The sequence below is a fragment of the Croceicoccus estronivorus genome, assembly GCF_001625325.1.
In the GTDB taxonomy this organism is placed as follows: domain Bacteria; phylum Pseudomonadota; class Alphaproteobacteria; order Sphingomonadales; family Sphingomonadaceae; genus Caenibius; species Caenibius estronivorus.
Genome location: NZ_JRQQ01000007.1, coordinates 224809 through 247852 on the forward strand (window position 1 = coordinate 224809; position 23044 = coordinate 247852).

16 protein-coding genes are annotated in these 23044 nt (G+C 59.3%); 12 read left to right on the plus strand and 4 right to left on the minus strand.

The features are described from left to right. The first annotated feature begins 32 nt into the window (after window positions 1-32). The 5 genes from MB02_RS12385 to MB02_RS12405 all read left to right on the plus strand — a co-directional run bounded on the left by MB02_RS12385 (window position 33) and on the right by MB02_RS12405 (window position 7464). A complete protein-coding gene (locus MB02_RS12385; protein WP_407919340.1) occupies window positions 33-1229 on the plus strand; it encodes an efflux RND transporter periplasmic adaptor subunit in 1197 nt (398 codons plus the stop codon). A 46-nt stretch (window positions 1230-1275) separates the two neighbouring features. Beyond that, window positions 1276-4455, plus strand: a complete 3180-nt coding sequence (locus MB02_RS12390; protein WP_067537829.1) for an efflux RND transporter permease subunit — start codon at window positions 1276-1278, stop codon at window positions 4453-4455. Between the two features lie 10 nt (window positions 4456-4465). After that, window positions 4466-5884, plus strand: coding sequence for an efflux transporter outer membrane subunit (locus MB02_RS12395; protein ID WP_067537832.1), 1419 nt, complete (start codon window positions 4466-4468; stop codon window positions 5882-5884). Between the two features lie 111 nt (window positions 5885-5995). Beyond that, complete coding sequence (locus MB02_RS12400; protein WP_067537835.1) at window positions 5996-6433, plus strand: single stranded DNA-binding domain-containing protein; 438 nt, start codon at window positions 5996-5998, stop codon at window positions 6431-6433. 134 nt (window positions 6434-6567) lie between these two features. Continuing rightward, window positions 6568-7464 (plus strand): glucosamine inositolphosphorylceramide transferase family protein, encoded by an 897-nt coding sequence (locus MB02_RS12405; RefSeq protein ID WP_067537838.1) that lies wholly within the window; start codon window positions 6568-6570, stop codon window positions 7462-7464. On the opposite strand, the gene MB02_RS12410 is transcribed toward MB02_RS12405, so the two are convergent. The 4 genes from MB02_RS12410 to MB02_RS12425 all read right to left on the minus strand — a co-directional run bounded on the left by MB02_RS12410 (window position 7430) and on the right by MB02_RS12425 (window position 13837). Continuing rightward, on the minus strand, window positions 7430-8527 hold the full coding sequence (locus MB02_RS12410; RefSeq protein ID WP_067537841.1) for a glycosyltransferase family 4 protein: 1098 nt from the start codon (window positions 8525-8527) through the stop codon (window positions 7430-7432). The genes MB02_RS12405 and MB02_RS12410 overlap by 35 nt on opposite strands. Beyond that, window positions 8524-9774 (minus strand): lipopolysaccharide biosynthesis protein, encoded by a 1251-nt coding sequence (locus MB02_RS12415; protein ID WP_235829503.1) that lies wholly within the window; start codon window positions 9772-9774, stop codon window positions 8524-8526. Before MB02_RS12415 ends, MB02_RS12410 begins: the two co-directional genes overlap by 4 nt. Before the next feature lie 140 nt (window positions 9775-9914). Then, window positions 9915-11111: a hypothetical protein gene (locus tag MB02_RS12420; protein WP_067537848.1), complete on the minus strand. Its 1197-nt coding sequence runs from the start codon at window positions 11109-11111 to the stop codon at window positions 9915-9917. Between the two features lie 74 nt (window positions 11112-11185). Further along, window positions 11186-13837: a LuxR C-terminal-related transcriptional regulator gene (locus MB02_RS12425; protein ID WP_067537851.1), complete on the minus strand. Its 2652-nt coding sequence runs from the start codon at window positions 13835-13837 to the stop codon at window positions 11186-11188. A gap of 225 nt (window positions 13838-14062) precedes the next feature. On the opposite strand from MB02_RS12425, the gene MB02_RS12430 reads away from it, so the two are divergent. The 7 genes from MB02_RS12430 (at window position 14063) to MB02_RS12460 (ending at window position 23004) form a co-directional block, all read left to right on the plus strand. Next, window positions 14063-16306, plus strand: a complete 2244-nt coding sequence (locus MB02_RS12430) for a TonB-dependent receptor (RefSeq protein ID WP_067537855.1) — start codon at window positions 14063-14065, stop codon at window positions 16304-16306. Window positions 16307-16341: 35 nt separating this feature from the next. Beyond that, window positions 16342-17367 carry a Rieske 2Fe-2S domain-containing protein gene (locus tag MB02_RS12435; protein ID WP_067537858.1) on the plus strand — a complete coding sequence of 342 codons (1026 nt, stop codon included), beginning with the start codon at window positions 16342-16344 and terminating at the stop codon, window positions 17365-17367. A 35-nt stretch (window positions 17368-17402) separates the two neighbouring features. Continuing rightward, window positions 17403-17798: a RidA family protein gene (locus MB02_RS12440; protein ID WP_067537861.1), complete on the plus strand. Its 396-nt coding sequence runs from the start codon at window positions 17403-17405 to the stop codon at window positions 17796-17798. An 8-nt stretch (window positions 17799-17806) separates the two neighbouring features. Beyond that, on the plus strand, window positions 17807-18187 hold the full coding sequence (locus MB02_RS12445) for a RidA family protein (RefSeq protein WP_067537865.1): 381 nt from the start codon (window positions 17807-17809) through the stop codon (window positions 18185-18187). A 42-nt stretch (window positions 18188-18229) separates the two neighbouring features. Further along, on the plus strand, window positions 18230-18655 hold the full coding sequence (gene gloA, locus MB02_RS12450) for a lactoylglutathione lyase (RefSeq protein WP_067537868.1): 426 nt from the start codon (window positions 18230-18232) through the stop codon (window positions 18653-18655). A 184-nt stretch (window positions 18656-18839) separates the two neighbouring features. After that, window positions 18840-21212 carry a TonB-dependent receptor domain-containing protein gene (locus MB02_RS12455; RefSeq protein WP_067537872.1) on the plus strand — a complete coding sequence of 791 codons (2373 nt, stop codon included), beginning with the start codon at window positions 18840-18842 and terminating at the stop codon, window positions 21210-21212. A gap of 88 nt (window positions 21213-21300) precedes the next feature. Next, window positions 21301-23004 (plus strand): alkaline phosphatase D family protein, encoded by a 1704-nt coding sequence (locus tag MB02_RS12460; protein WP_067537875.1) that lies wholly within the window; start codon window positions 21301-21303, stop codon window positions 23002-23004. Window positions 23005-23044: the final 40 nt, after the last annotated feature.

Consider the following 23044-nt stretch of genomic DNA (forward strand, 5'->3'; position numbering starts at 1 on the left):
ATGTTTCCGGTGCGCGAGCCGGCAAGCGCAATATTCGCCGTTGGGCGATTGTGGCCGCTGCGTTCGTCATTGTCGGCGGCATATCCTGGAAACTGATCGATTGGCCCGGCAGTGCCGTCGCGGCAGTGCCGCAGGTAACTGTCGGGGTGGCCCACCCGCTCATTCGCGAAGTGAAGCAGTGGGATGACTATGTTGGTCGCTTTTCACCGAGCCGGTCCGTCGAGGTTCGCCCTCGCGTTTCCGGTGCGATTGCCGCAATTCATTTCCGTGACGGCGACTACGTTCGAAAGGGCGCGCCGCTCTTTACAATCGACCCGCGCCCATATCGTGCCGCATTGGCGGAAGCTCAGGCCGATGCCGCTTCTGCGCGCAGTGCCCTGGAATTGGCGAGGGCGGACTATGGCAGGGTCTCCGGCCTGACAGGCGATGAAGCGATTTCCGCCAGCGAGATCGACGCCTTGCGAGCGAAGGTTCGTTCGGCAACGGCTGCGCTTGCCGCAGCGCAGGCTCGGGTAAGGACACGTGCGCTTGATGTTGAATTCTCAACTGTCCGCGCGCCGATTTCAGGCCGGGTTTCGGATCGGCGGGTCGATGCCGGCAACCTGGTATCGGGGGAAGGTGGTGCCAATGCGACCTTGCTCACCACGATCAACGCGATCGATCCGATCTATTTCGATTTCGATGCGTCCGAAGCCTTGTTCCTCAAAACACAGAGAGATCGGGCTGCTAACCAGCAACCGGGTGAAGTTGAAGTGCGGCTGCAGGACGAGACCGATTACCGTTGGAAAGGACGGCTGGATTTTACCGACAATGGGCTCGATTCCCGGTCGGGGACAATTCGAAGCCGTGCGACTTTCGCAAATTCGAAAGGCTTCCTGACACCAGGCATGTTCGGGAACATGCGTCTGGCGACAGGTGGTACGGTTCAGGCAATGCTGGTGCCAGATGCCGCTGTCCAGTCGGATCAGACACGCAAAGTCGTTCTGGTCGTCGGGCGCGAAGGTACGGTCGCTGCCAAGCCGGTCACGATCGGTCCATTGGTTGACGGGTTGCGGGTGATCCGTTCCGGGCTGGTCAAGGGTGATGCCGTGGTGATCTCGAACTTTCAGGCGGCTGCACCGGGATCGAAAGTTTCTGTGAAGTCCACGACGATCCGGCCGGAAAAGCGCTCAGAGCCTACCGCCACACCGTCCGAACCCATGGCCGCGCAGGCGACTCTCGTCGATTGATCCTGTCCGGCGCACTGTCGGGCCTTCCCGCAAAGGGGCAAGCAACATGCGATTTTCCCGGTTCTTCATCGACCGGCCGATCTTTGCCAGTGTAATCGCGGTCATTATCACCGTGGTCGGCGCGCTGGCTTTTCTGGGTCTTCCGGTTAGCCAGTATCCTGACGTGGTTCCACCCACGGTCACTGTCACCGCGCAATATCCTGGTGCGTCAGCCGAAACCGTGGCCAACACCGTAGCCGCGCCGATCGAGCAGGAAATCAACGGCGTCGACGACATGCTCTACATGAGTTCCCAATCGACCGGGGACGGGCAGGTCACGATTACTGTCACATTCAAGATCGGGACCGATCTCGATGCGGCTCAGGTGCTGGTACAGAACCGTGTTGCGGTTGCGACTCCGCGCTTGCCCGAGGAAGTGCAACGCTTTGGCGTCGTCACCCGCAAGACCTCGCCGGACTTCCTGATGGTGGTAAACCTGCAATCGCCAGACGGCACCTATGATCGCAATTACCTGTCCAACTATGCGCTCACCCAAGTGAAGGACCGGCTTGCGCGGGTTGACGGCGTAGGTGACGTGCGTCTGTTCGGTGCGCGTGACTACGGCATGCGGATCTGGATCGATCCGGGCCGCGCGGCTGCGCTTGACCTAACCGCGGGCGAGATACTGGCAGCCTTGAGGGCACAGAACGTTCAGGTTTCGGCCGGTGCAATCGGTCAGCCACCGTTTGACAAGGGCAATGCCTATCAGGTCGGCGTTGAAATGCAGGGGCGGCTCGATAGCCCCGAACAGTTTCGCGATATCGTGATCCGTACCGATGCCGATGGTCGGCAGGTACGTGTGCGGGATGTCGCCCGGGTTGAGCTCGGGGCGCAGGACTACAACATCAACACATACCTGTCAGGCAAGCCGACAGTGGTGATCGCGGTGCTTCAGCGCCCCGGTTCGAATGCGCTCAATGCTGCCGAGGCGGTTCACGCCGAAATGGATTCCCTTGCCAGGACATTCCCTAAGGGACTGGAATACAGCGTGATCTACAATCCGACCGAGTTTATCGGTCAGTCGATCGACGCAGTCTATCACACCTTGTTCGAGGCGATGGTGCTTGTCGTTCTCGTGATACTCGTTTTCCTGCAGAACTGGCGTGCGGCCATCATCCCGATCATCGCTATTCCGGTGTCGCTGATCGGCACGGCGGTCATGCTGGCGGCCTTGGGGTATTCGTTGAACAACCTTTCGCTGTTCGGACTGGTCCTGGCGATTGGCATTGTTGTCGACGATGCGATTGTCGTGGTCGAGAATGTCGAACGCTACATTGGCGAAGGGCTGTCGCCGCTCGAAGCGGCCCGCGTTTCGATGGACGAAGTCTCCGGCGCGCTTGTCGCCATTGTCCTGGTGCTGTGTGCGGTGTTCGTGCCGACAATGTTCCTGACGGGGCTTTCGGGGGCCTTTTACCAGCAGTTCGCGGTGACGATTTCGACTGCAACGGCAATCTCACTCCTGCTTTCGCTCACTTTGTCCCCTGCGCTCGCGGCCGTACTGCTGCGCCCGCACGGTACGGTCGATGCAAACGCATCCAACTGGCAGCACCTGCTGCAAAGATGGGCGGACCGCTTCAACCGTGGTTTCGAACGTCTTTCATCGCAATATTCCAGCCTGACCCGCAGGCTCGTGCAGCGGCCGAAGCGCGTCATGATGGTCTATGGCGGTCTGATTGCGGCAACCATGGGGCTGTTCTGGGCTACTCCAGCCGGTTTCGTTCCCCAGCAGGATCAGGGCTATTTCATGGCCGCGATTTTCCTGCCGCCGGGCTCGTCGCTCGAACGCACTGACGCGGTGACGCAAGAGGTCGCCAAGAAGCTGCTGCCGATCAAGGGGATCAGGGGGGCTGTGATGTTTGCCGGATTCCATGGCCCCTCCCGGACGGCGTCGCCCGATTCCGGTGCCATCTACTTCCCTTTCAAGAGCTTCGATGAGCGCAAGGAGCTCGGCGTCACCTATCAGCAGATCATGGATCAGGCGCACCAGGCGATCGCAGGCTACGACAAGGCGCAGATCGTGTTGCTGCCGCCTCCGACGATCAATGGTATCGTCCCGGCCGGCGGTTATCGCATGATCGTGGAAGATCGTGAGGGACGCGGTTATGGGCCGCTTGCGCAGGCTGCTGGCGGCCTGATTGCGAAGGCTAACCAGACGGAAGACCTTGCGCAGGTCTATACCTTGTTCAACTTGAACTCCCCGCGCATTTTCGCAGACGTCGACAGACAGAAGGCTGACCTGCTTGGCGTGCCGCCTCAGCGCGTGTTTGAGGCAATGCAGGTCTATTTCGGATCAACCTTCGTAAACGATTTCAATCTCTTGGGTAGGACGTATCGTGTCACTGCCCAGGCCGATGCCCCTTATCGCGGATCGACAGCCGATATAGCCAATCTCAAGGCTCGCTCGAACTCAGGGGCAATGGTGCCGATCGGTTCGGTTGCCACTTTTGAGGACCGGACCGGCCCCTATCGCGTGGTACGCTACAACCTGCTTCCCGCCATCGAGGTCGATGGCAATACCGCACCGGGATATTCATCCGGGCAGTCGCTCGCGACAATGGAGAAGCTGGCCGATGAAGTGCTTCCGGCAGGCTACGCCCACGAATGGACGGGCATCGCCTTCCAGCAGCAGACTGCGGGCAACACCGCGGCGATCGTCTTTGGGATGGCGGTGTTCTTCGTGTTCCTCGTGCTCGCGGCACAATACGAAAGTCTGACACTGCCTCTGGCGATCATTCTGATCGTGCCGATGTGCCTGTTCGCTGCGATGCTGGGCGTGAATTTCAGGGGAATGGACAACAATATCCTGACGCAGATCGGTCTCGTCGTCCTGATCGCACTGGCTGCAAAGAACGCGATTCTGGTGGTTGAGTTCGCCAAACAGGCGGAAGAGGAACGTGGCATGTCGCCAGAGGAGGCAGCCGTACATGCCGCGCGTACTCGGCTGCGGCCGATCCTGATGACCAGCTTCGCCTTTATCCTGGGCGCCGTTCCGCTGGTCATCGCGAGTGGAGCTGGGGCTGAATTGCGGCAAGCACTCGGCACAGCGGTATTCTTCGGGATGACCGGTGTGACCGCATTCGGCTTGCTGTTTACGCCGACCTTCTACGTCGTGTGCCGCAAGCTTGCCGAACACTTGCGCAAGAAGGCACGGCCTGATGCCGGACCAGCCTTGCAGCCGGCAGAATAGGACAGCAGAGATGCAGACAAACAAGCTCCTCCTTTCGTTGTTGGCCAGTGCCAGCCTGACGGGGTGTGCGGCCGGGCCGGATTATGTCGCTCCGGTTCCTCCAGTGGTGTCGTCTGGCCCATTTCTTGGAGCGGATGCCACGCCTGGGGTCAGCCAGTCTGAACCGGCGGATGACTGGTGGCGGCTTTACGGAGATCCGACACTCGATCAGCTGGTTGCCGATGCATTGGCCGCCAATACGGACATTCGTGTCGCCGTCGCGCGGATCGAACGGGCTCGGGCCTCGTTACGCGGGGCGCAATCGAGCCGGCTGCCTTCAACGGACATCGGTGCTTCTGCCTCGTATGGCAGGGTTCCTGATAGTCAGGTCACGCCCGGTGCGGACAGGGAAAGACGTACGATCGATGGGGGGATCGAGATCGGCTATGAACTCGATCTGTTCGGTCGCGTGGCCCGCAGCGTGGAAGCGTCGCGTGGAGATTACGAGGCAACGCAAGAAGACGCAGCAGCAGTGCGTGTCGCAGTCGTTGCCGATACCGTTCGTGCCTACGTCGATGCCGCCGCATCGGCGGAACGAATAGCAGTCGCGCAAAAGACGGTCGATCTGCTGGACAGTTCCGTGCGAATTACCGGCGCGCGGGAGCAACATGGGCTCGCTGACCGGCTGGATGTGATAAGGGTCAGCCAACTCCGCGACCAGCAGGCCGCGTCCATACCGTCTTTCATGGCGGATCGGGATGCAGCCCTGTTTCGTCTTGCGACACTGACAGGCCGGACGCCCGGGCAATTGCCTGAGGCAGCGAGCGAGCGCCCGACGATTCCAGAGCTTTCCAAGCCGATACCTGTGGGCGACGGTCGCACACTGTTGGCCCGGAGGCCGGACGTGCGCGCCGCAGAACGGCGGCTTGCGGCTGACACGGCACGGATCGGGGTCGCTACTGCGGATCTCTACCCGCGTATTATGCTTGGCGGATCGGCCGGTACCACGGCGATTGGCGCGACCGACCTGTTGGGAGGCGGGCCACTGCGTTGGCTGCTCGGATCGCTCATCTCGTGGTCCTTCCCCAATCAGGAAGCAATCCGCGCCCGGATCGGTGAGGCCCGGGCGGATGCGAAGGCGGACCTTGCGACCTTCGATGGCACGGTTCTGCGGGCGCTTGAGGAAACGGAAACAGCGCTTTCGGCCTACCGGAATGCCATGCTGCGCCAGACAAGGCTTGAGTCCGCGCGCGATGCGGCCGAGCGTGCGGCCAATGTCAGCCTCGCCCGTCAGCGTGCCGGGCGCATAGATTTTCTGGCAGTTCTCGACGCGCAGAGGACGTTGGCGAATGCTGAAGCAGACCTGGCTACCGGCAGGCGGGCTGTGGTGTTTGCACAAGTGGATCTCTTTCGCGCCCTGGGTGGTGGATGGCAGGATACGGAGCTATGATTCCGGCAAGATCGCTTTACTTCAGGGGGTGGCCAGCGCGGATGCGAGTGGAACCTGAGGTGGTGTAACGAGAGAAGAAGCCACCATACGAAAGACAAATGGGAGAGTGGCTTGTCGATTGAATTGCACCCATTCGGGAATATGCTGGTCTATCCGGAACGGGCCATAAGGCATGCTGGCCCGCTCGCGCTTCGCGCAGAGGCGCATCTGGCAGGTGTCGACTGGGAGACCGATCTCCTCGGCAAGGTCTCGATGGAGTTCGGGATGGGGACCTATCTTCAGGGAGCGTATGCGGGCCATGTTACTGTTCGTCTGGCCTTGACTGCCGGGGACGGGACGCCGTTTTTCTTCCAGTATCTTTCAGTTGGGGAGATGGACTCGCACATTCGTGGAGAAACCCCGATTTTCCTGACAGGACAAATCGAAATCGATCCGGACATCGAGAAATACGCATGGCTTAATCGCGTGCAGTTCGTCGGTCGTGGAATGTTGACGCACGATCCGCTCTGCCAGGCGTACGAGATGGCATGGTTCGGGGAACGAGCCTGAAGGCGTGGCCCGGTCAGTGGCGAGAGCGCCAATCGGTCCGTTGCGCAATAGTTTCATGCTGATGCGGGTGATTGGGTGAGCCGGGAGCAGAATTGAACTGGCGCCCATCGCGGAAAATACTAAGGCCTGCGATTGTGCCACGCAGGAAAGACATCTGGAGATGCGCGCTCGTTGCGCAGTCCGCAGAGAACATCGTTTCCAATGGAATTGATGACTCTGCCGTGCGCTGGTTTCCCGAAGAGCGACCCTTTTGCTTTATGGCGGACCCGTTCGGGTTGCGCGGCGAAGATTGCCTCCATGTCTTTGTGGAAAGCTATGATTACCGCACCCGTCATGGAGTGATTGAACGGCTTTTATTCGATGGCCGGAATGTGCTTGTCGATCGTCGTGTCAGTCTTCGAGAACCATGGCACCTTTCCTATCCATTCGTTTTTGAGGGGGAGGGCGCGATCTGGATGTTGCCTGAGGCACATCGTTCCGGTCGTTTGACACTCTATCGCGCGCATCGGGACCTTGATGACTGGCGGCCGGAGTGTGTCATCGACCTGGATTGTATCCCGGTCGATGCCAGTATTCTGAACTGGCAGGGGCGGTGGTGGTTATTTTACTCTTCCGCTGCTTCGAAGACGTCGAAGCTGGCGCACTTGCATGTAGCGTGGGCGGAAAATCTGTGCGGGCCGTGGGTTTTCCATCCCAAAAACCCGGTCAGGATCGCGTCGGACTCAGCGCGCCCTGGCGGCAAACCGATCGTGATGGACGGCAGGATTATGCTGCCTGTTCAGGATTGTAGCAGGACCTACGGTGGCGCGATCCGTCCCCTGTGGATCGATTTGCAGAGCGAAATCGGGATATTGGCCGAAGCAGGTGAACCTCTGGCCATTCCATCCAGTGCATACCCCTATAGTCATGGCATGCACACCCTCACGGCTTGCGGTCCGGTCACGCTTATCGACTGCAAGCGGATTGACCGTTCGCTGGCAGGATTGGCGCTCGACCTCAGGCGTGCATTTGGACGATACGCTGCCAGATAGCGGCTCCTGCGGCTTCGAAACCATCTTGCGAATACCGGCGCAAAACGTCCTCTCGAGCCGCGCTGCCCATAGGGCCAAGTGAGTCCGGTTCGATCAACGCTTTCATGAGGCATGATGCAAGAGCATCTGCGTCGCCGGGCGCAACGAGATAGCCATTGCAGCCTTCCGTAATGGAGTGACGCATTTCACCGGTTCTGGATGCTATGACGGGCAGTCCTGCCGTCAGTGCTTCGTGTGCCGCGATGCAAAACCCTTCGGAGCGAGAGGGCTGGAGATAGAGGTGGAGGCCGGCGAGAAAGGTTCTGGAATCTTCGACGTAACCGACAAAGCTGAGTGAATCGAGCCCGGCCTCACGCGCCATGGCCTCAAGCTTCGCGCGTTCTGCCCCTTCGCCTCCAACGAAGATTTGCAGTGGGGCGGGGGGCGTGAAGCCATGGGCTTTCATCCGGGATAGGGCAGCGATGAGAACATCGTATCCTTTGACGGGATGAAGCCTACCTAAACTGCCGACGCGGATTGGCTCTCCCGCCTGCCATGCCTGCGCGCGCGGCATTTGCTCATCCGCGGAATAGATCGGCCATGTCGTGAGCCTGTCTGACCCCACTCCAAGCCGTTGCGCAGTCAGTTCTGCAACAGAGCGGGAGTCACCCACCCATAACGAGGCGCGGGACTGGAGCAGCCGCATGAGACGGTGGTTCCATGGTTTGAGATAAGCTGCATGTTGCCATGCAATAACCGGCAAACCCAGCCTTGGGCCCAGCAAAAGGCCGAGCAGAGTGGCACGGGTGAGAGACGTCCACACATGGGTGGCGCCCCAGGCGCGCAATTGCTCATCCAGCCAACTTGCGGCCGCAAGGTGATCGGTTTCGCCGCCTTCGCGTACTATGGGGTCGAGCCCCGCTTGTTCCATGGCTGGCAACGCACGCCCATCGCGCCGGGTTAGCGCGAAGACCCGAACCTGCGCGCCCTGCGCGCGCAGGATGCGTGCGATGGCGGGGACGGGGAGAGCTGCGCCGCCCCCTTCCACGGAATTGATGACATAGGCGATGCGTGCCTTCGTCATCTTCGCAGACTGCTCCGCCAAACTAGGAGAGCGAGCAATCCGCTGGCCAGAAGCGCCTGCCCCAATGCCTGGAAACCCGCGCCCATCAGGCTGCAGGTATGAAGCAACCATGGCAACAGCGGCAGGAACGCGAGGCTCGACACCAGATTGGCAGTCATGGACAGTGCTGGATGGCCCAGTGCCGACAATGCGGAACTGCATGGCGGCCCGATCATGGCGATGGTGCGAGCCATGACCAGAATGATCATTACGTTTGCAGCTCCGGTAAACGCGGGACCGGCGAGCAGAGTGACGATCTGGTTGGGTATCAAGGTGACTGCCAGAATGACAGGCAACGCACCGGCAAGGGCAATACCGATTACCTTGATTAATGTGTTGCGAAGCGGGGCGCCGCCGTGGCCCTGTGCAACCATGTGTGAAAGTTCGGCATAAGCCGTATTTCCAAGGATTTGCGCTGGCTGGGCAATGATGACAGTGGCGCGTTGTGCAACGGCGAACAGCCCGGCCATTGCCGGGCCAAGGACCCATCCGACGATCAGTGGCGACACTCTCCCGGCAAGTTCGCTCAAGGTTACGTCCGCATTGCTGGCGGCGAGAAATCTCCAGATGCCGGGGTTCTCCCGGCTTGGGGAGCCTCCACCGGGACGCCAGAGGCTGGAGCCGAGTTGGCGCCAGGCAAGCCAGAGGCCCATGCCCCACAACACGGCAAACTCGGCAAGGGCGGCGCACAGCCACACGACCAGAAACGATTTGAGCCCCCAGCCGAACGCCATCACGATCAACGCGCCGATCAGCCGTACGGACGGCTGCACCATGTTGTGCAGACCGATCAGGTCGAACCGTCCCCGCAATTGCAGGTATCCCGCCGGGGTCGAACGAACCGAGCCCAGCACTGCGAGACTGTAGATCTGGGCGAACGCCATCGCTTTGGGGGACCAGCCCAGATGCGGCCCGACGACGGGAACGAGAAGCATCGCTGCCAGGATCGCCAGCAGCCCGCCTGCCAATTCTACCTTGGCGCCGAACCGCAGCAGCCGGGAAAGGCGATTCATCGCTCCATCCCGGTCGGCTTCGGCCCCATATCGCAGGATCGCCTGCCATGCGGGGAATTCGATGATACCGCAGACCGTCGTAACGTATCCATGGACGAGAACCAGCATCCCGTATTCGGCGGGGCCGAGAAAACGGGTTGCCATGAAGAGGTAGGCAAGGCTGATCAGGCCGGCTCCGGCCTTGCCGCCCAGCACCAGGCCAATGCCTGAAAAAATTCGACCGATGGCACCTTTCGCAGGCGCTCTTCTAGAAGACAAATTCAGCCCTTTCGTGCGACCGGAAGAGACTAGGTATTTTGCGGTTGCGCCTGAATTTAACGCCATCGCCAAGTCGTTTATGCAACCAAGGCCACCTGGGTTGTCGGGTAACGCTTCGCATTGGGATTGGCTATATCGGCGATAACTCTTGCGGCGCGATCGGAAGACGGTTCGTTTGAAAGGTCGAAGCTTTCTGCGAAGAGCCTTTCCTGTACCGCGCGATACTGCAAGGTGTGCAAGGCTTGGGCGCGGGCCAGAGCAGGACCGAGCTCATCCGGTCGGGAAATGACTTCACCCGCTTCCCAATGCCGGAAGTTCGGATCCCCTCGCCAGTCGTGGCCGTTGCTGTTGATGAAAATACAGGGGCGGGGCTTCAACATGAATTCGTAAACCTGGCTGCTCGCTTCGCCGATGTAGATGTCTGCGCCGAGGGTATAGGTCATATCGGTCGAGGCGCGGCTACCCAGATCGATATGGATGTTGTCTCCGCGCAGATACCGCCGTTCGAGTTCGCCTGCCCGGTTAACGGTTAGCTTGTCGATCGTGAGCACGAAGTTCCGTTCGAACAACATGACGTGAGGAGCGAAAATCAAATTATAGTCGGGGTTGTCGACGAAGAAATCGAGCATTTCGCGTCCGTGGCGATACCATGAGGACAGGTGCGGCGATGGATGCGGGTTGTAAAGCACGGTCGGCCTGCCATTCTGGAGCAACGCGGTCCGGTGGGCAGCCGCGAGCAGATCGAACTTGGGGTATCCGACCATGCTTATCTTGTCGGCGGGCAGCCCGGTTTCCCGGATCAGGCGCTGTTTGATCTTGGGGCCGGAACACAAGACATGGTCGAACCGGGAGCTTGCCTTGTCGAAGCCAATGGCCCGGTCTCCGGCGCCATGGCGGGTATGGATCATCAAGAGGTGGTTGAGACCATATTGCGACTTAAGCAGTAGCGATGTCTTCTCTGCGACGACCAGCACGTCCAGGCTACGGAAAAACTCCAGATTATCCCTGTAAACGAGTATCTTGGCGGCTGGAACGAACCTGCCGAGCATCCCGCTCAACTGTCTGGTAAACGGTTTCAGCCCCAGCCGGACATGCTCGATACGATCATTTAGCATGTCGCCGGCCATACGTTGAACCTCATTGGCCATGCGTTCGGTGGTGGTCGCGACGATGATCTCGCCGGCAAAACCCGATTTGGCCAGGGCGATGGCTACGGGAAGGCTGTGAGCGACCTGGTGAATCTGGTCATGGTTGAAGAGGAAGCATATGCGCATGTCTTGCAGACGCCGCGCCCACGAACCATCCGCAGTCCGAATTCAGATATTTTTTTGGGGGCCTGTTTCTGCAGCTAGATATATCCCGCCATCCGTGCCTTGCGAATGGCGCGGGAGCGGGAATTGGCTTCCAGCTTGCGATAGAGATTCTTTCTGTAACTCATCACGGTGCTGACCGTGAGATTGATTTCCGTTGCGATCTCCTTGCCGGACATGCCGTCGGCAAGAAGCTTCAGTACCTGCTTTTCCCGCCGCGTGAGCCGGATCGCCGGGCCGGCTTGCCTGAATGGCCCGGTCTGTTCTGCAAGCGCCACAGGATGGGCGTTGGGCATCAGTATTTCGATCGCCGGGCCATTCAGGAAGCGTTCGAGGAGCGGCTGCTCTTCAATGATCGGCCCTATGAGCTTCTGGGGGGCGGAGAGATTGCGAGCCTCCCTGAACAGCCGGTTCGCGCGATTGACGTCGCCACTGCGATAACACGCCAGGCCGAGGAGGGTTTTTACCTTGATCATCCTTCGCACCTGGCCGCGATCTGCCAGCAAGGTCTCGATCTGCTCCAGGACACCGGTGGCTTCGTCAACCTTGTCCATGGCCAGAGCAAGGCGGGCCTCGGCAATCCGTTCGAGAACCCTGAGACGCGTACCATTGGGGCCGGCCTCACCGCCGGGCGTGGAGCAATTGGTGAGAATATCGAACGCTTCGTCGAAATGGCCGGCCGTAGTGAGGATCTCCCCTCGCTTGAGCATCAGGTAGGGGGAGTAGATCGTCAATTGGCGCAGTCTCAACCGCTCGGTAGCTTCGTCGATAAGAGCGATGGCTGCGGTCCAGCCTTCCTTGCGCAAGAGAATCTCCGAAGCGACATGGTATGCGGATCGGTAGACACTGAACCATGGATCCTTTTGCTCGATTCCTTCGATGGCCGTTTGAATCAAAGGTTCCGCAGTCAGGAGATCGTCGCGTTCGTAGGCCAGTTCGCTTAAAAACACTTGCCCGCCGACTGCCTGATTGCAGTTCGGACCGAAATTGGTGATTGCGCACCGCACCGCGCGATTGAAGCTTGCTTCTGCTTCCTGCAGTTCTCCCAGTTCGAGATGCGTGTCTCCCAACCACAGATAGCTGTAGGCTTCGATAAAGTCCGCGCCGACGGTCCGTGCCTGATTTGCCGCAGCATAGCCGGTATGGCGGGCCTCAGGATAATCACCGTCACAATACCGGGCATAGCCGACAAGGTGCGTCACCATCGTGCTGAGCAAGGGCGGGAGCGGTACGCGGCAACGACGGCTCAACGCGAGCAGCCGATCGGGATCGATCCGCTCGAGGCAATACAGCCTCAGCAAGGCATCGAGCACTCCGGCGCTCACCTGAAACAACGCTTCGTCCTCGGCGTTCCGGAATGATCTGCTGCTGGTCCGGCTGAGCAGGTCGTGAAAAGTGTTCTTGGCTTGCTCCAGCCTGCTTTCCTGGGCCAGCATATATATCTGGCCCAGCCTCAGATAAGGATCTGCCCGCAGCGTTTCTTCGGGAAGATTGGCGATGATCCTGAGGGTGTCGGAGCCCCCTCGAAAGGCGACCAGCCAGCCACCTGCCTCGCGCAGGATGTCGATTGTGACCTGGACGTCGATCCCCGCGGCCAGCCTGACGGCATCTCGCAGAAGTCCCTCGCTCGCGAACCAGCGTGCAGCCTGTCGGCTCAACTCGATGTGTTCTTCCCCGGTCGTCCGCTTCAGGCGGCTAAGCAGGAATTCACCGAACAGCGTGTGATAGCGATACCAGTCGCCTGACATGTCCACCGGGACGAGCAGGAGGCCACGGTGTGACAGGTCGTCCAGCACAGCCCATCCGTCTTCCCGCCCGCAAAGATGGTTCACCAGATCGCCGTTGAACCTTTCGCATACGGACATGGCCATCAATACCGTCTGCATGTCCGGTTCCAGCCCGGCGATGACCTGTTCGGAAAGATAGGCTGCCAGATCGATCGTATGTCCGGCCACCGGAGGCAGGGCGGCACCACTGCCGCCATGGTGGTCCAGCGACAACCGCATGAGCTGAACCATCACGGGCCATCCCTCGATCCGCTCCACCACGGTTTCGAGATCCGTCGGGCTGCAATGATCGGCAATCAGAGTGCGGACTTCCTGCTCGCTGAGCCGGAGTTCGGATGGGCCGAGCAGGTCCAGCAACCCGGCTCCCCGCATTCGCGCCAGCGCGAGATTGAGCTGGGCACGAGTTGATATGATGAACCGGCACAACCCCTGGGTCTGGGCTATCAGAGTTTCCAGAATGGGACCGAGCGCTTCGGATTCGGCGAGGTGCAGATCGTCGATGAACACGAGGATCGGTGTGTCGATAGCCGCTGCCTCAAGTGCATTGGCCAGCATGACCACGACGTTCCTGGGGGCGATATCCGCAAATCCGTGGGGTGCGGCGAGCATGAGCGATCCCAGGTCGATGCCGGTTTCGGCAATGGCGGCCACGAGATAGCTCAGCAATGTTCGCAGGTCGCCGTCATCCTTGTCGGTCGAAAGCCAGGCCGTGTTCCGCCCGGTTGCCTGTGCTTCGTGGAATGCCTGCGCGAGCAGCGTGGTCTTGCCGTAACCCGCTGGCGCTTCAAGAATTACCAGAGGAATGCGATCGTCGAGCAGCCGTTGCCCTTGCGACCGGACGAGCGCCGATCCGGTAACCGGTGGCGGGGAGAGCTTGGATCTGATTAACCAGTCTGTAGACAATCGACGACCCTACTGATCCGTTGCGAAACGGCGTGTGTTCGTCCTTTCCAGCTGATCCTCTCGCGATAGAGGCATGGTAGCTATTCCGGCATTCTCTGCAAGCCGGTTCGATCCCCAAAATAGGGAGGTCACCCAATACCCCTTTTTTGACGGATAGCGGCATCGGGCGCACAACGGCACTCTGCATCGCAAGAACCAATCAGAACATCCAAGGGGAAAAATGCGATGAAGCTGGAGTCGCGTATTCTAGTCGCCGGATCGTTTTCGGCTCTGTGCCTGGCGTCGCCCGCCAAGGCAGAGATTTCGGAAACTGCAAGTGCTGCCGAAGTGGATGGCTCCGATCAGGGTGGGTTGGAGCAGATCGTCGTCACTGCTCGCCGCCGGGCGGAAAATATCCAGCAAACACCGCTGGCAGTGTCCGCCTTCAGTGGAAACACGCTCGACAATCGTTCGGCTGCCGATGCGGTCGATCTGGCGCAATTCGTTCCCAACCTGAATGCCACCACGGGACTGTCCGGCGGCTCGGCTGCCAATTACTTCATTCGCGGGGTTGGTCAGGTCGACCATGTCGCGACTGTCGATCCGGGGGTCTCCGTCTATGTCGACGGGGTCTATCTCGGTCGTACCAACGGCGCGGACGTCGCGACGCTGGATCTCCAGCGTGTGGAGGTTTTGCGCGGGCCGCAGGGCACGCTTTTCGGCAAGAATACCATTGGCGGCGCCATCAGCATTTACACCAATCAGCCAGACAATGAGTTGGCAGGTGCGGTCAAGCTGATCGGCGGGTCGCGTGAGCATTTCGAAGGGCGTGGCTGGCTCAACATTCCCATCGTCGAGGACAAGCTGGCTGCGCGGATCGCCGCCAGTTATCGCACACAGCACGGATACGGCTATCGCTATGGTGATGGCCACCGGTTCGGAGATGAACGAACCGGCAGCATTCGTGCGCAATTACAATGGCATGTGACAGACACGCTGACTTTCAATCTGGCGGGTGACTACACACGCACGCGGGGTAACGCCACGCTCGTGCAATTGACCGGGGCAGGGCCGCTCGGCTTCCTGCCGGAGGGTTACAGTCAGTACGAGACGGACTCTCGTCGGCACACGTATGCCGGGCTGGATGCGGGCAACCGCCTCAATGGCGGGGGTGCTGCGCTGACTGCTACGTTGGAGATCGGGGCAGCCACCCTTAAATCGATCTCTGCCTATCGCGGGCTGCACCAGCTTACCGGAACGGACTATGATGGCGGTCCCGGTGCGGTCATCGACCAAAAGCAGGCGACCAGGCAGCATCAATTCAGTCAGGAGCTTCAACTTGGCGGCAAAGCGCTGAATGATGCGCTCGACTGGGTCATTGGCGGTTACTATTTCAAGGAGAAGATCGATCAGGCGGTGCCGATCTATCTCAACTCTCCGACTGCCCTGAACCAGCTTAACTTCATAGATACGGAAAATCTCGCGGGGTTCGGTCAGGCCAGCCTGAGTGTCACAGATAAACTGAGCCTTACGGCCGGGGCGCGGATTACGCGTGAGAAGAAGACCCAGCATTTCCAGAGCTTTTTCCTCGGTAGCCATGAGTTCTTCCAGACGGCCGGTTACGAGGGGTTGATCAATACGCCGGAATCCGAACGCGGCGTGGAAACCCAGCCATACGCAGGTCTGTCGAAGACCTGGACGTCGTTCACGCCGAAGCTCAGCGTCGAATTCAAGCCGAGCCGGGATCTGATGCTCTATGCCAGCTGGTCGAAGGGCTTCAAGAGCGGCGGCTTCAACAGTCGGGGCAGCTCAAGCGAAGGCTTCATTCCTTACGACCCGGAGAAAATGCAGACCTACGAGGTCGGCCTGAAGGCGGACCTTCTCGACCGGCACTTGCGTGTCAATCTCGCCGGGTTCTACAGCCGATACAACGATCTGCAACTGCTGGTGCTGCAGCTCTCTCAAGAGGGAGCGGCGCAGATCGTGACGCGCAACGCCGCCAAGGCCGAGGTCTATGGTTTTGAAGCGGAGCTGACCGCGCGTCCGGTGGAAAATCTCGAACTCAACGCTGCCGTGGGGTTCCTTGAAAACAAGTATCTCGAACTCGATCCCGGCACGACGGCGGCTGGTATCGAAAAAGGCGACAAGCTGCCGCAATCGCCGAAATGGACTGTCAATCTTGGGGCGCAGTACACAGTGCCGCTCTCCAGCGGGGCCTCCATTACCGGGCGGGTTGATTACACTTACAAAAGTGAATTCTATTTTTTCGCGGCTAACAATCCGCTCGATGTTCAGAAGCCATATGGCCTGTTTAATGCAAGGCTAAGTTACGAAACGCCCAGTGGCCTGGAAGTCGCGGGTTTCGTCCATAACCTCTTCGACAAGTTTTATTATTCGCAACGCGAAGATGTGCGCAGTTCATATGACGTTGCGCTCAGTTGGCCTGCGCCGCCACGCAGTTGGGGCATCGAACTGGGATACCAGTTCTAATCAAGGCCGAAATACCGAAAATCAAGGAGGCTGTTATGAATGTAATGACGGAAACATCGCCTTCCGGCGCTGTCGGGCGCCGCTATAACCCGGTCCCGGGAGAAGGAGACAACGGCGTCTTTACCCAGACGTGGTTCCCGATCTGCCTGTCGGATGAGCTGGAACAAGGCAAGGTTATCGGGCGGGATTTCCTGGGTGGCCGCGTTGCGATCTTTCGCGATACCGACGGAACGGCGCATGTCGTCAGTGCTTTTTGCCCCCATCTGGGCGCCGACATCTCGGTTGGCGACGTGCAGGGCGACAACGTTCGTTGCCCGTTTCACCATTGGGAATTCAACGGGCAGGGACAGTGCGTTCGCACGGCTGTGGGTGACCCTGCGCCGCGCTCTGCAACGCTGTTCAAGTATCCGACGATGGAACGGTTCGGACTGGTCTTCGCCTTCAACGGAGAGGAGCCTTTATACGACTGGCCCGAACTGTTCCCCTACAAGGATGAGGAATTGTCGATCTGGACACGACGTTCGATGATCCTCGACTGCGACGGCTGGGTGTTCAGCGCAAACACTCCTGACATGCAGCATCTCAAGGTCCTGCACGGAGTCACGTTCCTGCATGAGGACCCGCACGCCAGGGTCGAATGGAACCAGTGGGGTTTTGCCTACGATTTCGAAGGAGTCACCGGCGATGCCAAGGGTTCTGCCAAGCTTGCATGGCGGATTGGCATTCTCGGTTCGAACAACTTCTTCCAGATGGGGACCCACAATGGCCGCTGGTACGGCGTCCTTGCCCTCTACAGCTGCCCAAAGCCCCAGAAATCGGAAGTTTTCCTGACCATTCTCACTCACAAGGGGGAGACTGCGGAGGATGAAAACGCGGCGGCGCAGTTCATGGCGGAGATGATGGCCTTCGAACAGCAGATCGTGAACGAGGATTCCCCGGTTCTGAATACGATCAGATACCGGCCCGGCACACTGACCAAGGCCGACAAATCCCTCGCCCGGTTCCTCGATTACCTCAGGACGTATCCGCGGGCCAATCCAGGCGCCGAATACATCTACTGACATTCCCTTTCATCAAGCGAAGAAGAAGAGACGCAATGGCAATCAATGATCAAGTGTACAATCGCCGGGAACTTGAAAAGACATTCGGCTTCTCCCAGGCAGTGATGGCTGGCGACTATCTGTTCATATCCGGTTGTGTGTCCTGGGGAATGGATGGCAACCCGCTTTACCCGGGAGACTGGGACAAGCAGGTCGAAACGGTTTACGCGGACATAGATGCGACGCTGAAGGTTCACGGGCTCGATGCCGGCGATATCGTCAAGGAGACGATCTTCTGCCGCGATATGGACAGCCTGATCGCCGCTAATCCCAAGCGGATGGAATATTATCGCTATGTCGCGCCGCCGGCATCCACATGGATCCAGATCTCGCGGCTGGTCCATCCCGACCTTTTGCTGGAGGTGGAAGTTACCGCCTACCGCAACCGCTGAGGTGATGAATGTCGAAAAGCGACAACAGTTTCCAGTTGCGTGGCGAAACGACCTATACGCATGCGCGAGCAGGAGGTCATCTCATCTTGATTTCAGGGACGGTGTCCTGGGATGACGATTTCAAAGTCATCGGAGCGGATGACTTCGCGAAACAGGTGAAAACCATCTACGGAGATCTCGCCCGCGTTCTGGAACACTTCGAGCTGGATCTCGATGCTATCGTTCGGGAAACGGTCTATACGACGAGCATGGAACGGCTGATCGAGGCGAACGGGGTGCGCATGTCTGCCTTTGGTGAAAAAGTGCCTCCTGCATCGACCTGGATCGAAATGGATCGTCTGGCAAACCGGTCTCTTCTGCTTGAAATCGAAGCTGTCGCCGCTCGTTGAGCGGGCGGCGACAGGTTTTTCAATCCCGCTGGTGATTTTCACATGAATTTGAATCCGCAAATCCTGCACACGATGATCAGGGTACGGAATCTGCCCAGTTCCCTGACATTTTACTGCGATGCGCTTGGCATGTCGGAGATTGCCAGGCTCGACTTCGAGGAGGGGCGCTATTCTCTCGTCTATCTGGGCTATGGCAGTGATCCGGCCGATGCCATGCTGGAGCTGACGTTTAACTGGGACAGGGAGAGCGCATACGACCATGGCGATGCATATGGGCATATTGCCGTTGGTGTTGATGATCTCACCAGTTTTTGTGATGCCTTGCGCGAGGCGGGGGTGGAGATTGTCCGGGAGCCGGGGCCGATGACAGGCTCTCCATTTGTCATCGCATTCGCGCAGGACCCCGATGGGTACAAGGTTGAGTTGATCCAGCGTCCGTTCGATCCGGCTGGCGCGGGCGGAGGCTGACGCCCTCCTTCCTGACGATTGAAAGGGCTGGATCGCCCTGCATGGAACTCCACCGGCAGGGTTCGGCGCGCGCCTTCGTCATTCGGTCAGAAAACTGAAACACAGCTGTCTTTGAATCGCCATCACAGCTTCATGGAACTCCGCGAGTTGCTGCGCTGCACCATCGATTCTCCAGGGGCAGCACATGCAACATACAATCAAGACACCGAGCTTTTTTCTGGGGGCGAGCCTGATCGCCCTTGCCGTTTCCGTCCCAGCCTATGCCGAAGAAGCGGACAGCAGCGATATGGACGACCGGGAAATCATCGTTACCGGCATTCGCGCAACCTACACCAACGCCGAAGTGACCGAGGCGATGATCTCCCAGCAGGCTCCGCTCGCCTCAGCGCTCGATCTGGTCGATGCTCTGCCCGGCGTGCAGGTGCAGGAAGGCGATGCTTTCGGTTTCGATGACTGGTCGACCGCAGTGTCCGTTCGCGGTTTCCAGACCAATCTGGATACCCAGCAGATCGGCATCACCATCGATGGTCTGCCCAATGGCGATTCTAACTACGGCGGCGGCGCCAAGGCCAATCGCTATATCGATACGATGAACCTTGCCACCGTCGAGGTTTCGCAAGGAACCGCCGACATTGCCACGCGATCGAACGAGGCGCTGGGCGGCACGCTCAACTTCATTACGTCCGATCCGCTTGAGGAAATGCGTGTACGCGTTTCCGGTTCAATCGGCGATTCCGACGCCCGCCGTATCTATGGCCGTTTCGATACGGGTACATTCCTTGATGGTGCGGCCCGTGCCTGGGTGTCCTATGCGCATCAGGAGGCGACCGATTGGGTTGGCGGTTCGGCTCAGAACCGCCGCGACAATTTTGCCGGCAAATTCATTATCGACACTCCGGTCAAATTCACGGGCTACGTCAGCTATGACGATGCGCAGGAGGACAACTACGACCAGGTCTATTCCGCGCTGCAGTATCAGTATTATCCGCATACCGACGGCCTGACCGGCGAATGGACCGGCATCCCCTATCAGGACCAGGCCTATCGCCGCGCCTGGTCGACATTGCGCAAGAACTTCTTCGCCTATCTCAAGGCGGATACCACGATCGGAGACGCGCTCGATCTGAACGCGGCGGTCTATTATCACGACATGAGCGGCCGGGGTGACTGGGTGCCGCAATATGTTGTCGATGTGACTGACGATGGCGCGGGCAATCCGCAGAGTGAGTTGTCGGGGATCGGCACGGTTTCCGGCGGTTCGCCGCTGGGCACGATCTATTTCGTGGATGCGAACGGGGTTGCGTTGACCCCGATGGACGGTTGCGAAGGTGCGCTGACCTATCCTTACGGCGGCACAACCGATCCGAACTACGATCCCGCGTGCTATGCGGAAGGTGCGATTGGTGCGCAGTCCTATCGCCACACGCATTATCGCAAGGATCGCACGGGTTTCACTGCCGATGGCACATGGCGGGCAAGCTTCGGTTCGGTCGAGAATACCCTGCGCGCGGGCATCTGGTACGAAGACACGCATCGGCAGGAATGGCGCGATTGGCATAACGTGATCGATACGACGACCGGTCCAGCCTATGAACCCACGCCTTACTGGACCCAGTACAGCCGCAAGTACCCGCAGGACACATTCAAGTGGTACGCACAGGAAGAAGTGAAGTTTGGTCCGGTCACGGCAAATTTTGGCGCCAAGCAGTTCATTCATCACATCAAGCGCATCGATCGGTTTGGCGACACCGAAGATACGAATTTCAAGTCGACCTCGGACGTGCTGCTTTCGGGCGGTATTCAGGTCGAGCCGATGCAGGGGCTGAACCTGTTCGCCGGTTATGCCGAGAATTTCAAAGCGTTGACCGATGCCGTGCTGGAATTCGGCAATGCCGACTTGTCCAGCCTGAAACCTGAAACCGCGGAAAACTGGGAAGCGGGCGTGCGATATTCGAACCGCCTGTTCGGCGCTTCGGCGACCTGGTTCAAAAGCAAATTCTCCAACAAGGTGATCTTCGTGTCGAACAGCACGGAGGCGGGCAACGACTATCTGGGTGAAGGCGATGGCAAGTTCTTCAACGCAGGCGGGATTGATGCGGAAGGTTTCGAATTGCTGGCCAATGTCCGCCCGTTGCCGGGGCTGAACCTGTACGGCTCCTATACCTATATCGACCCCACCTATCGTGGCACGGGCAACCCGACGCTCGATGAAGAGCAGGGCATTACGCCAGGCAATACGGTGGCCGGTATCGCCAATCACATGTGGGTGCTCTCCGCCAATTACGAGACCGGGCCTTTCCGCATTGGCATTTCGGGCAAGTTCACCGGCGATCGTTATGTCGATGCGGCCAATACCTGGGTTGCCGAGAGTTACTTCCTCACCGACCTGAATATCGGAGTGAGGGGTGACGTGTTGAGTGACACTCTCAAGGGGGTCGACTTCTCTCTGACAATCAACAACCTCACGGATGAGGATTATCTTGGCGGTATTTCAAGCAATTATGCCTGGATCGGCGCCCCGCGCACTGCGGTATTCACGGTAACTGCCGACTTCTGATTTCAGGAAACGATGGGGCGGCACGGGGTTTCGAGCTCGTGCCCCCCATTCTGCCATTTTCACGGCGCTTCAAACAAGGAGCAGGGCGATGCTCAAGTTTCCGAATTTTGCGGTTTCCCGCCGCACCACTCTTGCCGGGCTTGCCGGTGCAACATTTCTGTCAACCTTGCCGATGCGCGCCCTGGCGCAGGATCAGGGAGACAATCCTGCCTTTCGCCATGGCGTTGCGAGCGGCGATCCAACCCACAATGCGGTGGTGCTCTGGACCCGCATCGAACCCGAGCATGGCACTGGCGATATTGGCTGGGAACTGGCGCGCGATGTGCAGTTTTCCGACATCGTGCAGGGTGGGGTGGCGCAGACGGGTGAGGCGCGGGACTACACGATCAAGATTCTGGCAACAGGCCTGCAACCGGGGGCGACGTATTACTACCGTTTCCGCAAGGGTGAGTTCGTCTCGCCTGTGGGGCGGACCCGCACGATCCCCGCAGGGCATCTGGACCGTTTGAGCATCGCGCTGGCTTCGTGTTCGAATTTCGCTTTCGGTTTTTTCAACGCCTATGATGCGATCGCCAAGGATCCCGAAGTCGATTTCGTCCTGCACACCGGCGACTATATCTATGAATATGGCGCGGACGGTTGGGGTGGGGATCTCTCCCGCAAGATCGGGCGCGTCCACGAACCGGCCCACGAAATTATCTCGCTTGCCGACTATCGCCAGCGCCACGCGCAATACAAGCGTGATGCCGGAAGCAAGGCGATGCACGCGGCACACCCCTTGATGGCTTGTTGGGACGATCATGAGAGCGCCAACAATCCCTGGACTGGCGGGGCGGAAAACCATCAGCCCGAAACCGAAGGCAGTTGGGAGGACCGTCGGGCCGCTTCTATCCAGGCGTATTATGAGTGGATGCCGATCCGCGAGCCGGAATGGCTGGAGATCGAGGGGCGGACCCGAGCGCAATTCTGGCGCACCTACAGCTTTGGTGACCTCGCCACCATGGTGACTCTGGAAACGCGCCATACGGCACGAGCCCGTCAGATCGATTACATGGACTACGTGGACAAGATTGCCAGCGAAGCGGATGCGGCCCATCTGCGTGACGCGGTGATTGGCGCAGAGGGGCGCACCATGCTGTCGCCGGAAATGGAGGCTGACCTGTCAGATGCGCTTTCCGCATCGGTAGCGGAAAGACAGCCGTGGCGGCTTATTGGCAACCAGATTCCTATCGCGCGGACCCCGGTGCCCGATCTTGTGGCCAAGGGTGTGCTGCCCGATCCTTCGGCGGACCCGCAGGCAAGTTTCGCGGCGAAGGCACTGGCATGGAAAGGCAAATGGAACCTGCCATTCTATCCTGACACCTGGGATGGGTATCCCTGGGCGCGTGAGCGTTTCTATGATCTTGCCCGCAAGGCTGGTGCCAGCGATCTGATTTTCCTTACCGGAGACAGCCACAGCTTCTGGGCCAACAGTCTTTTCGACAAGACCGGCAACCCTGCGGGGATAGAGCTCGGCACTTCCGGGATTTCCTCTCCGGGCGATTTCATCTCGAGCGGATTTGGTCCCGGCCTGTCACAATCGCTTGACCGTGCCTTCGCCGAATATGTGCCGGAGGTTCTCTGGACCGACAATATGCACAACGGTTACGTTCGCCTCGATCTCGAACGGGACCATGCCAGAGCAAGTTTCATAGCGGTCGATACCGTTCTGACTACCGCCTACCGTGTCGGCACATTGCGGCGCTATGCCGTGAACAAGCGGGACGGGGCGCTCTCGCTCGATCTGATTTAAGCGCATCGGGCAGCCTGGCGTCAGGCTGCCCGATGGTTCA

Bases quoted from the DNA above. Each gene is read 5' to 3' on its own strand.
- MB02_RS12410 (WP_067537841.1), bottom strand. From the start codon at position 8,527: ATGACGAAGGCACGCATCGCCTATGTCATCAATTCCGTGGAAGGGGGC.
- MB02_RS12430 (WP_067537855.1), top strand. From the start codon at position 14,063: ATGAAGCTGGAGTCGCGTATTCTAGTCGCCGGATCGTTTTCGGCTCTG.
- MB02_RS12440 (WP_067537861.1), top strand. From the start codon at position 17,403: ATGGCAATCAATGATCAAGTGTACAATCGCCGGGAACTTGAAAAGACA.
- MB02_RS12445 (WP_067537865.1), top strand. From the start codon at position 17,807: ATGTCGAAAAGCGACAACAGTTTCCAGTTGCGTGGCGAAACGACCTAT.
- MB02_RS12395 (WP_067537832.1), top strand. From the start codon at position 4,466: ATGCAGACAAACAAGCTCCTCCTTTCGTTGTTGGCCAGTGCCAGCCTG.
- MB02_RS12455 (WP_067537872.1), top strand. From the start codon at position 18,840: ATGCAACATACAATCAAGACACCGAGCTTTTTTCTGGGGGCGAGCCTG.
- MB02_RS12435 (WP_067537858.1), top strand. From the start codon at position 16,342: ATGAATGTAATGACGGAAACATCGCCTTCCGGCGCTGTCGGGCGCCGC.
- MB02_RS12390 (WP_067537829.1), top strand. From the start codon at position 1,276: ATGCGATTTTCCCGGTTCTTCATCGACCGGCCGATCTTTGCCAGTGTA.
- MB02_RS12460 (WP_067537875.1), top strand. From the start codon at position 21,301: ATGCTCAAGTTTCCGAATTTTGCGGTTTCCCGCCGCACCACTCTTGCC.
- gloA (WP_067537868.1), top strand. From the start codon at position 18,230: ATGAATTTGAATCCGCAAATCCTGCACACGATGATCAGGGTACGGAAT.
- MB02_RS12420 (WP_067537848.1), bottom strand. From the start codon at position 11,111: ATGCGCATATGCTTCCTCTTCAACCATGACCAGATTCACCAGGTCGCT.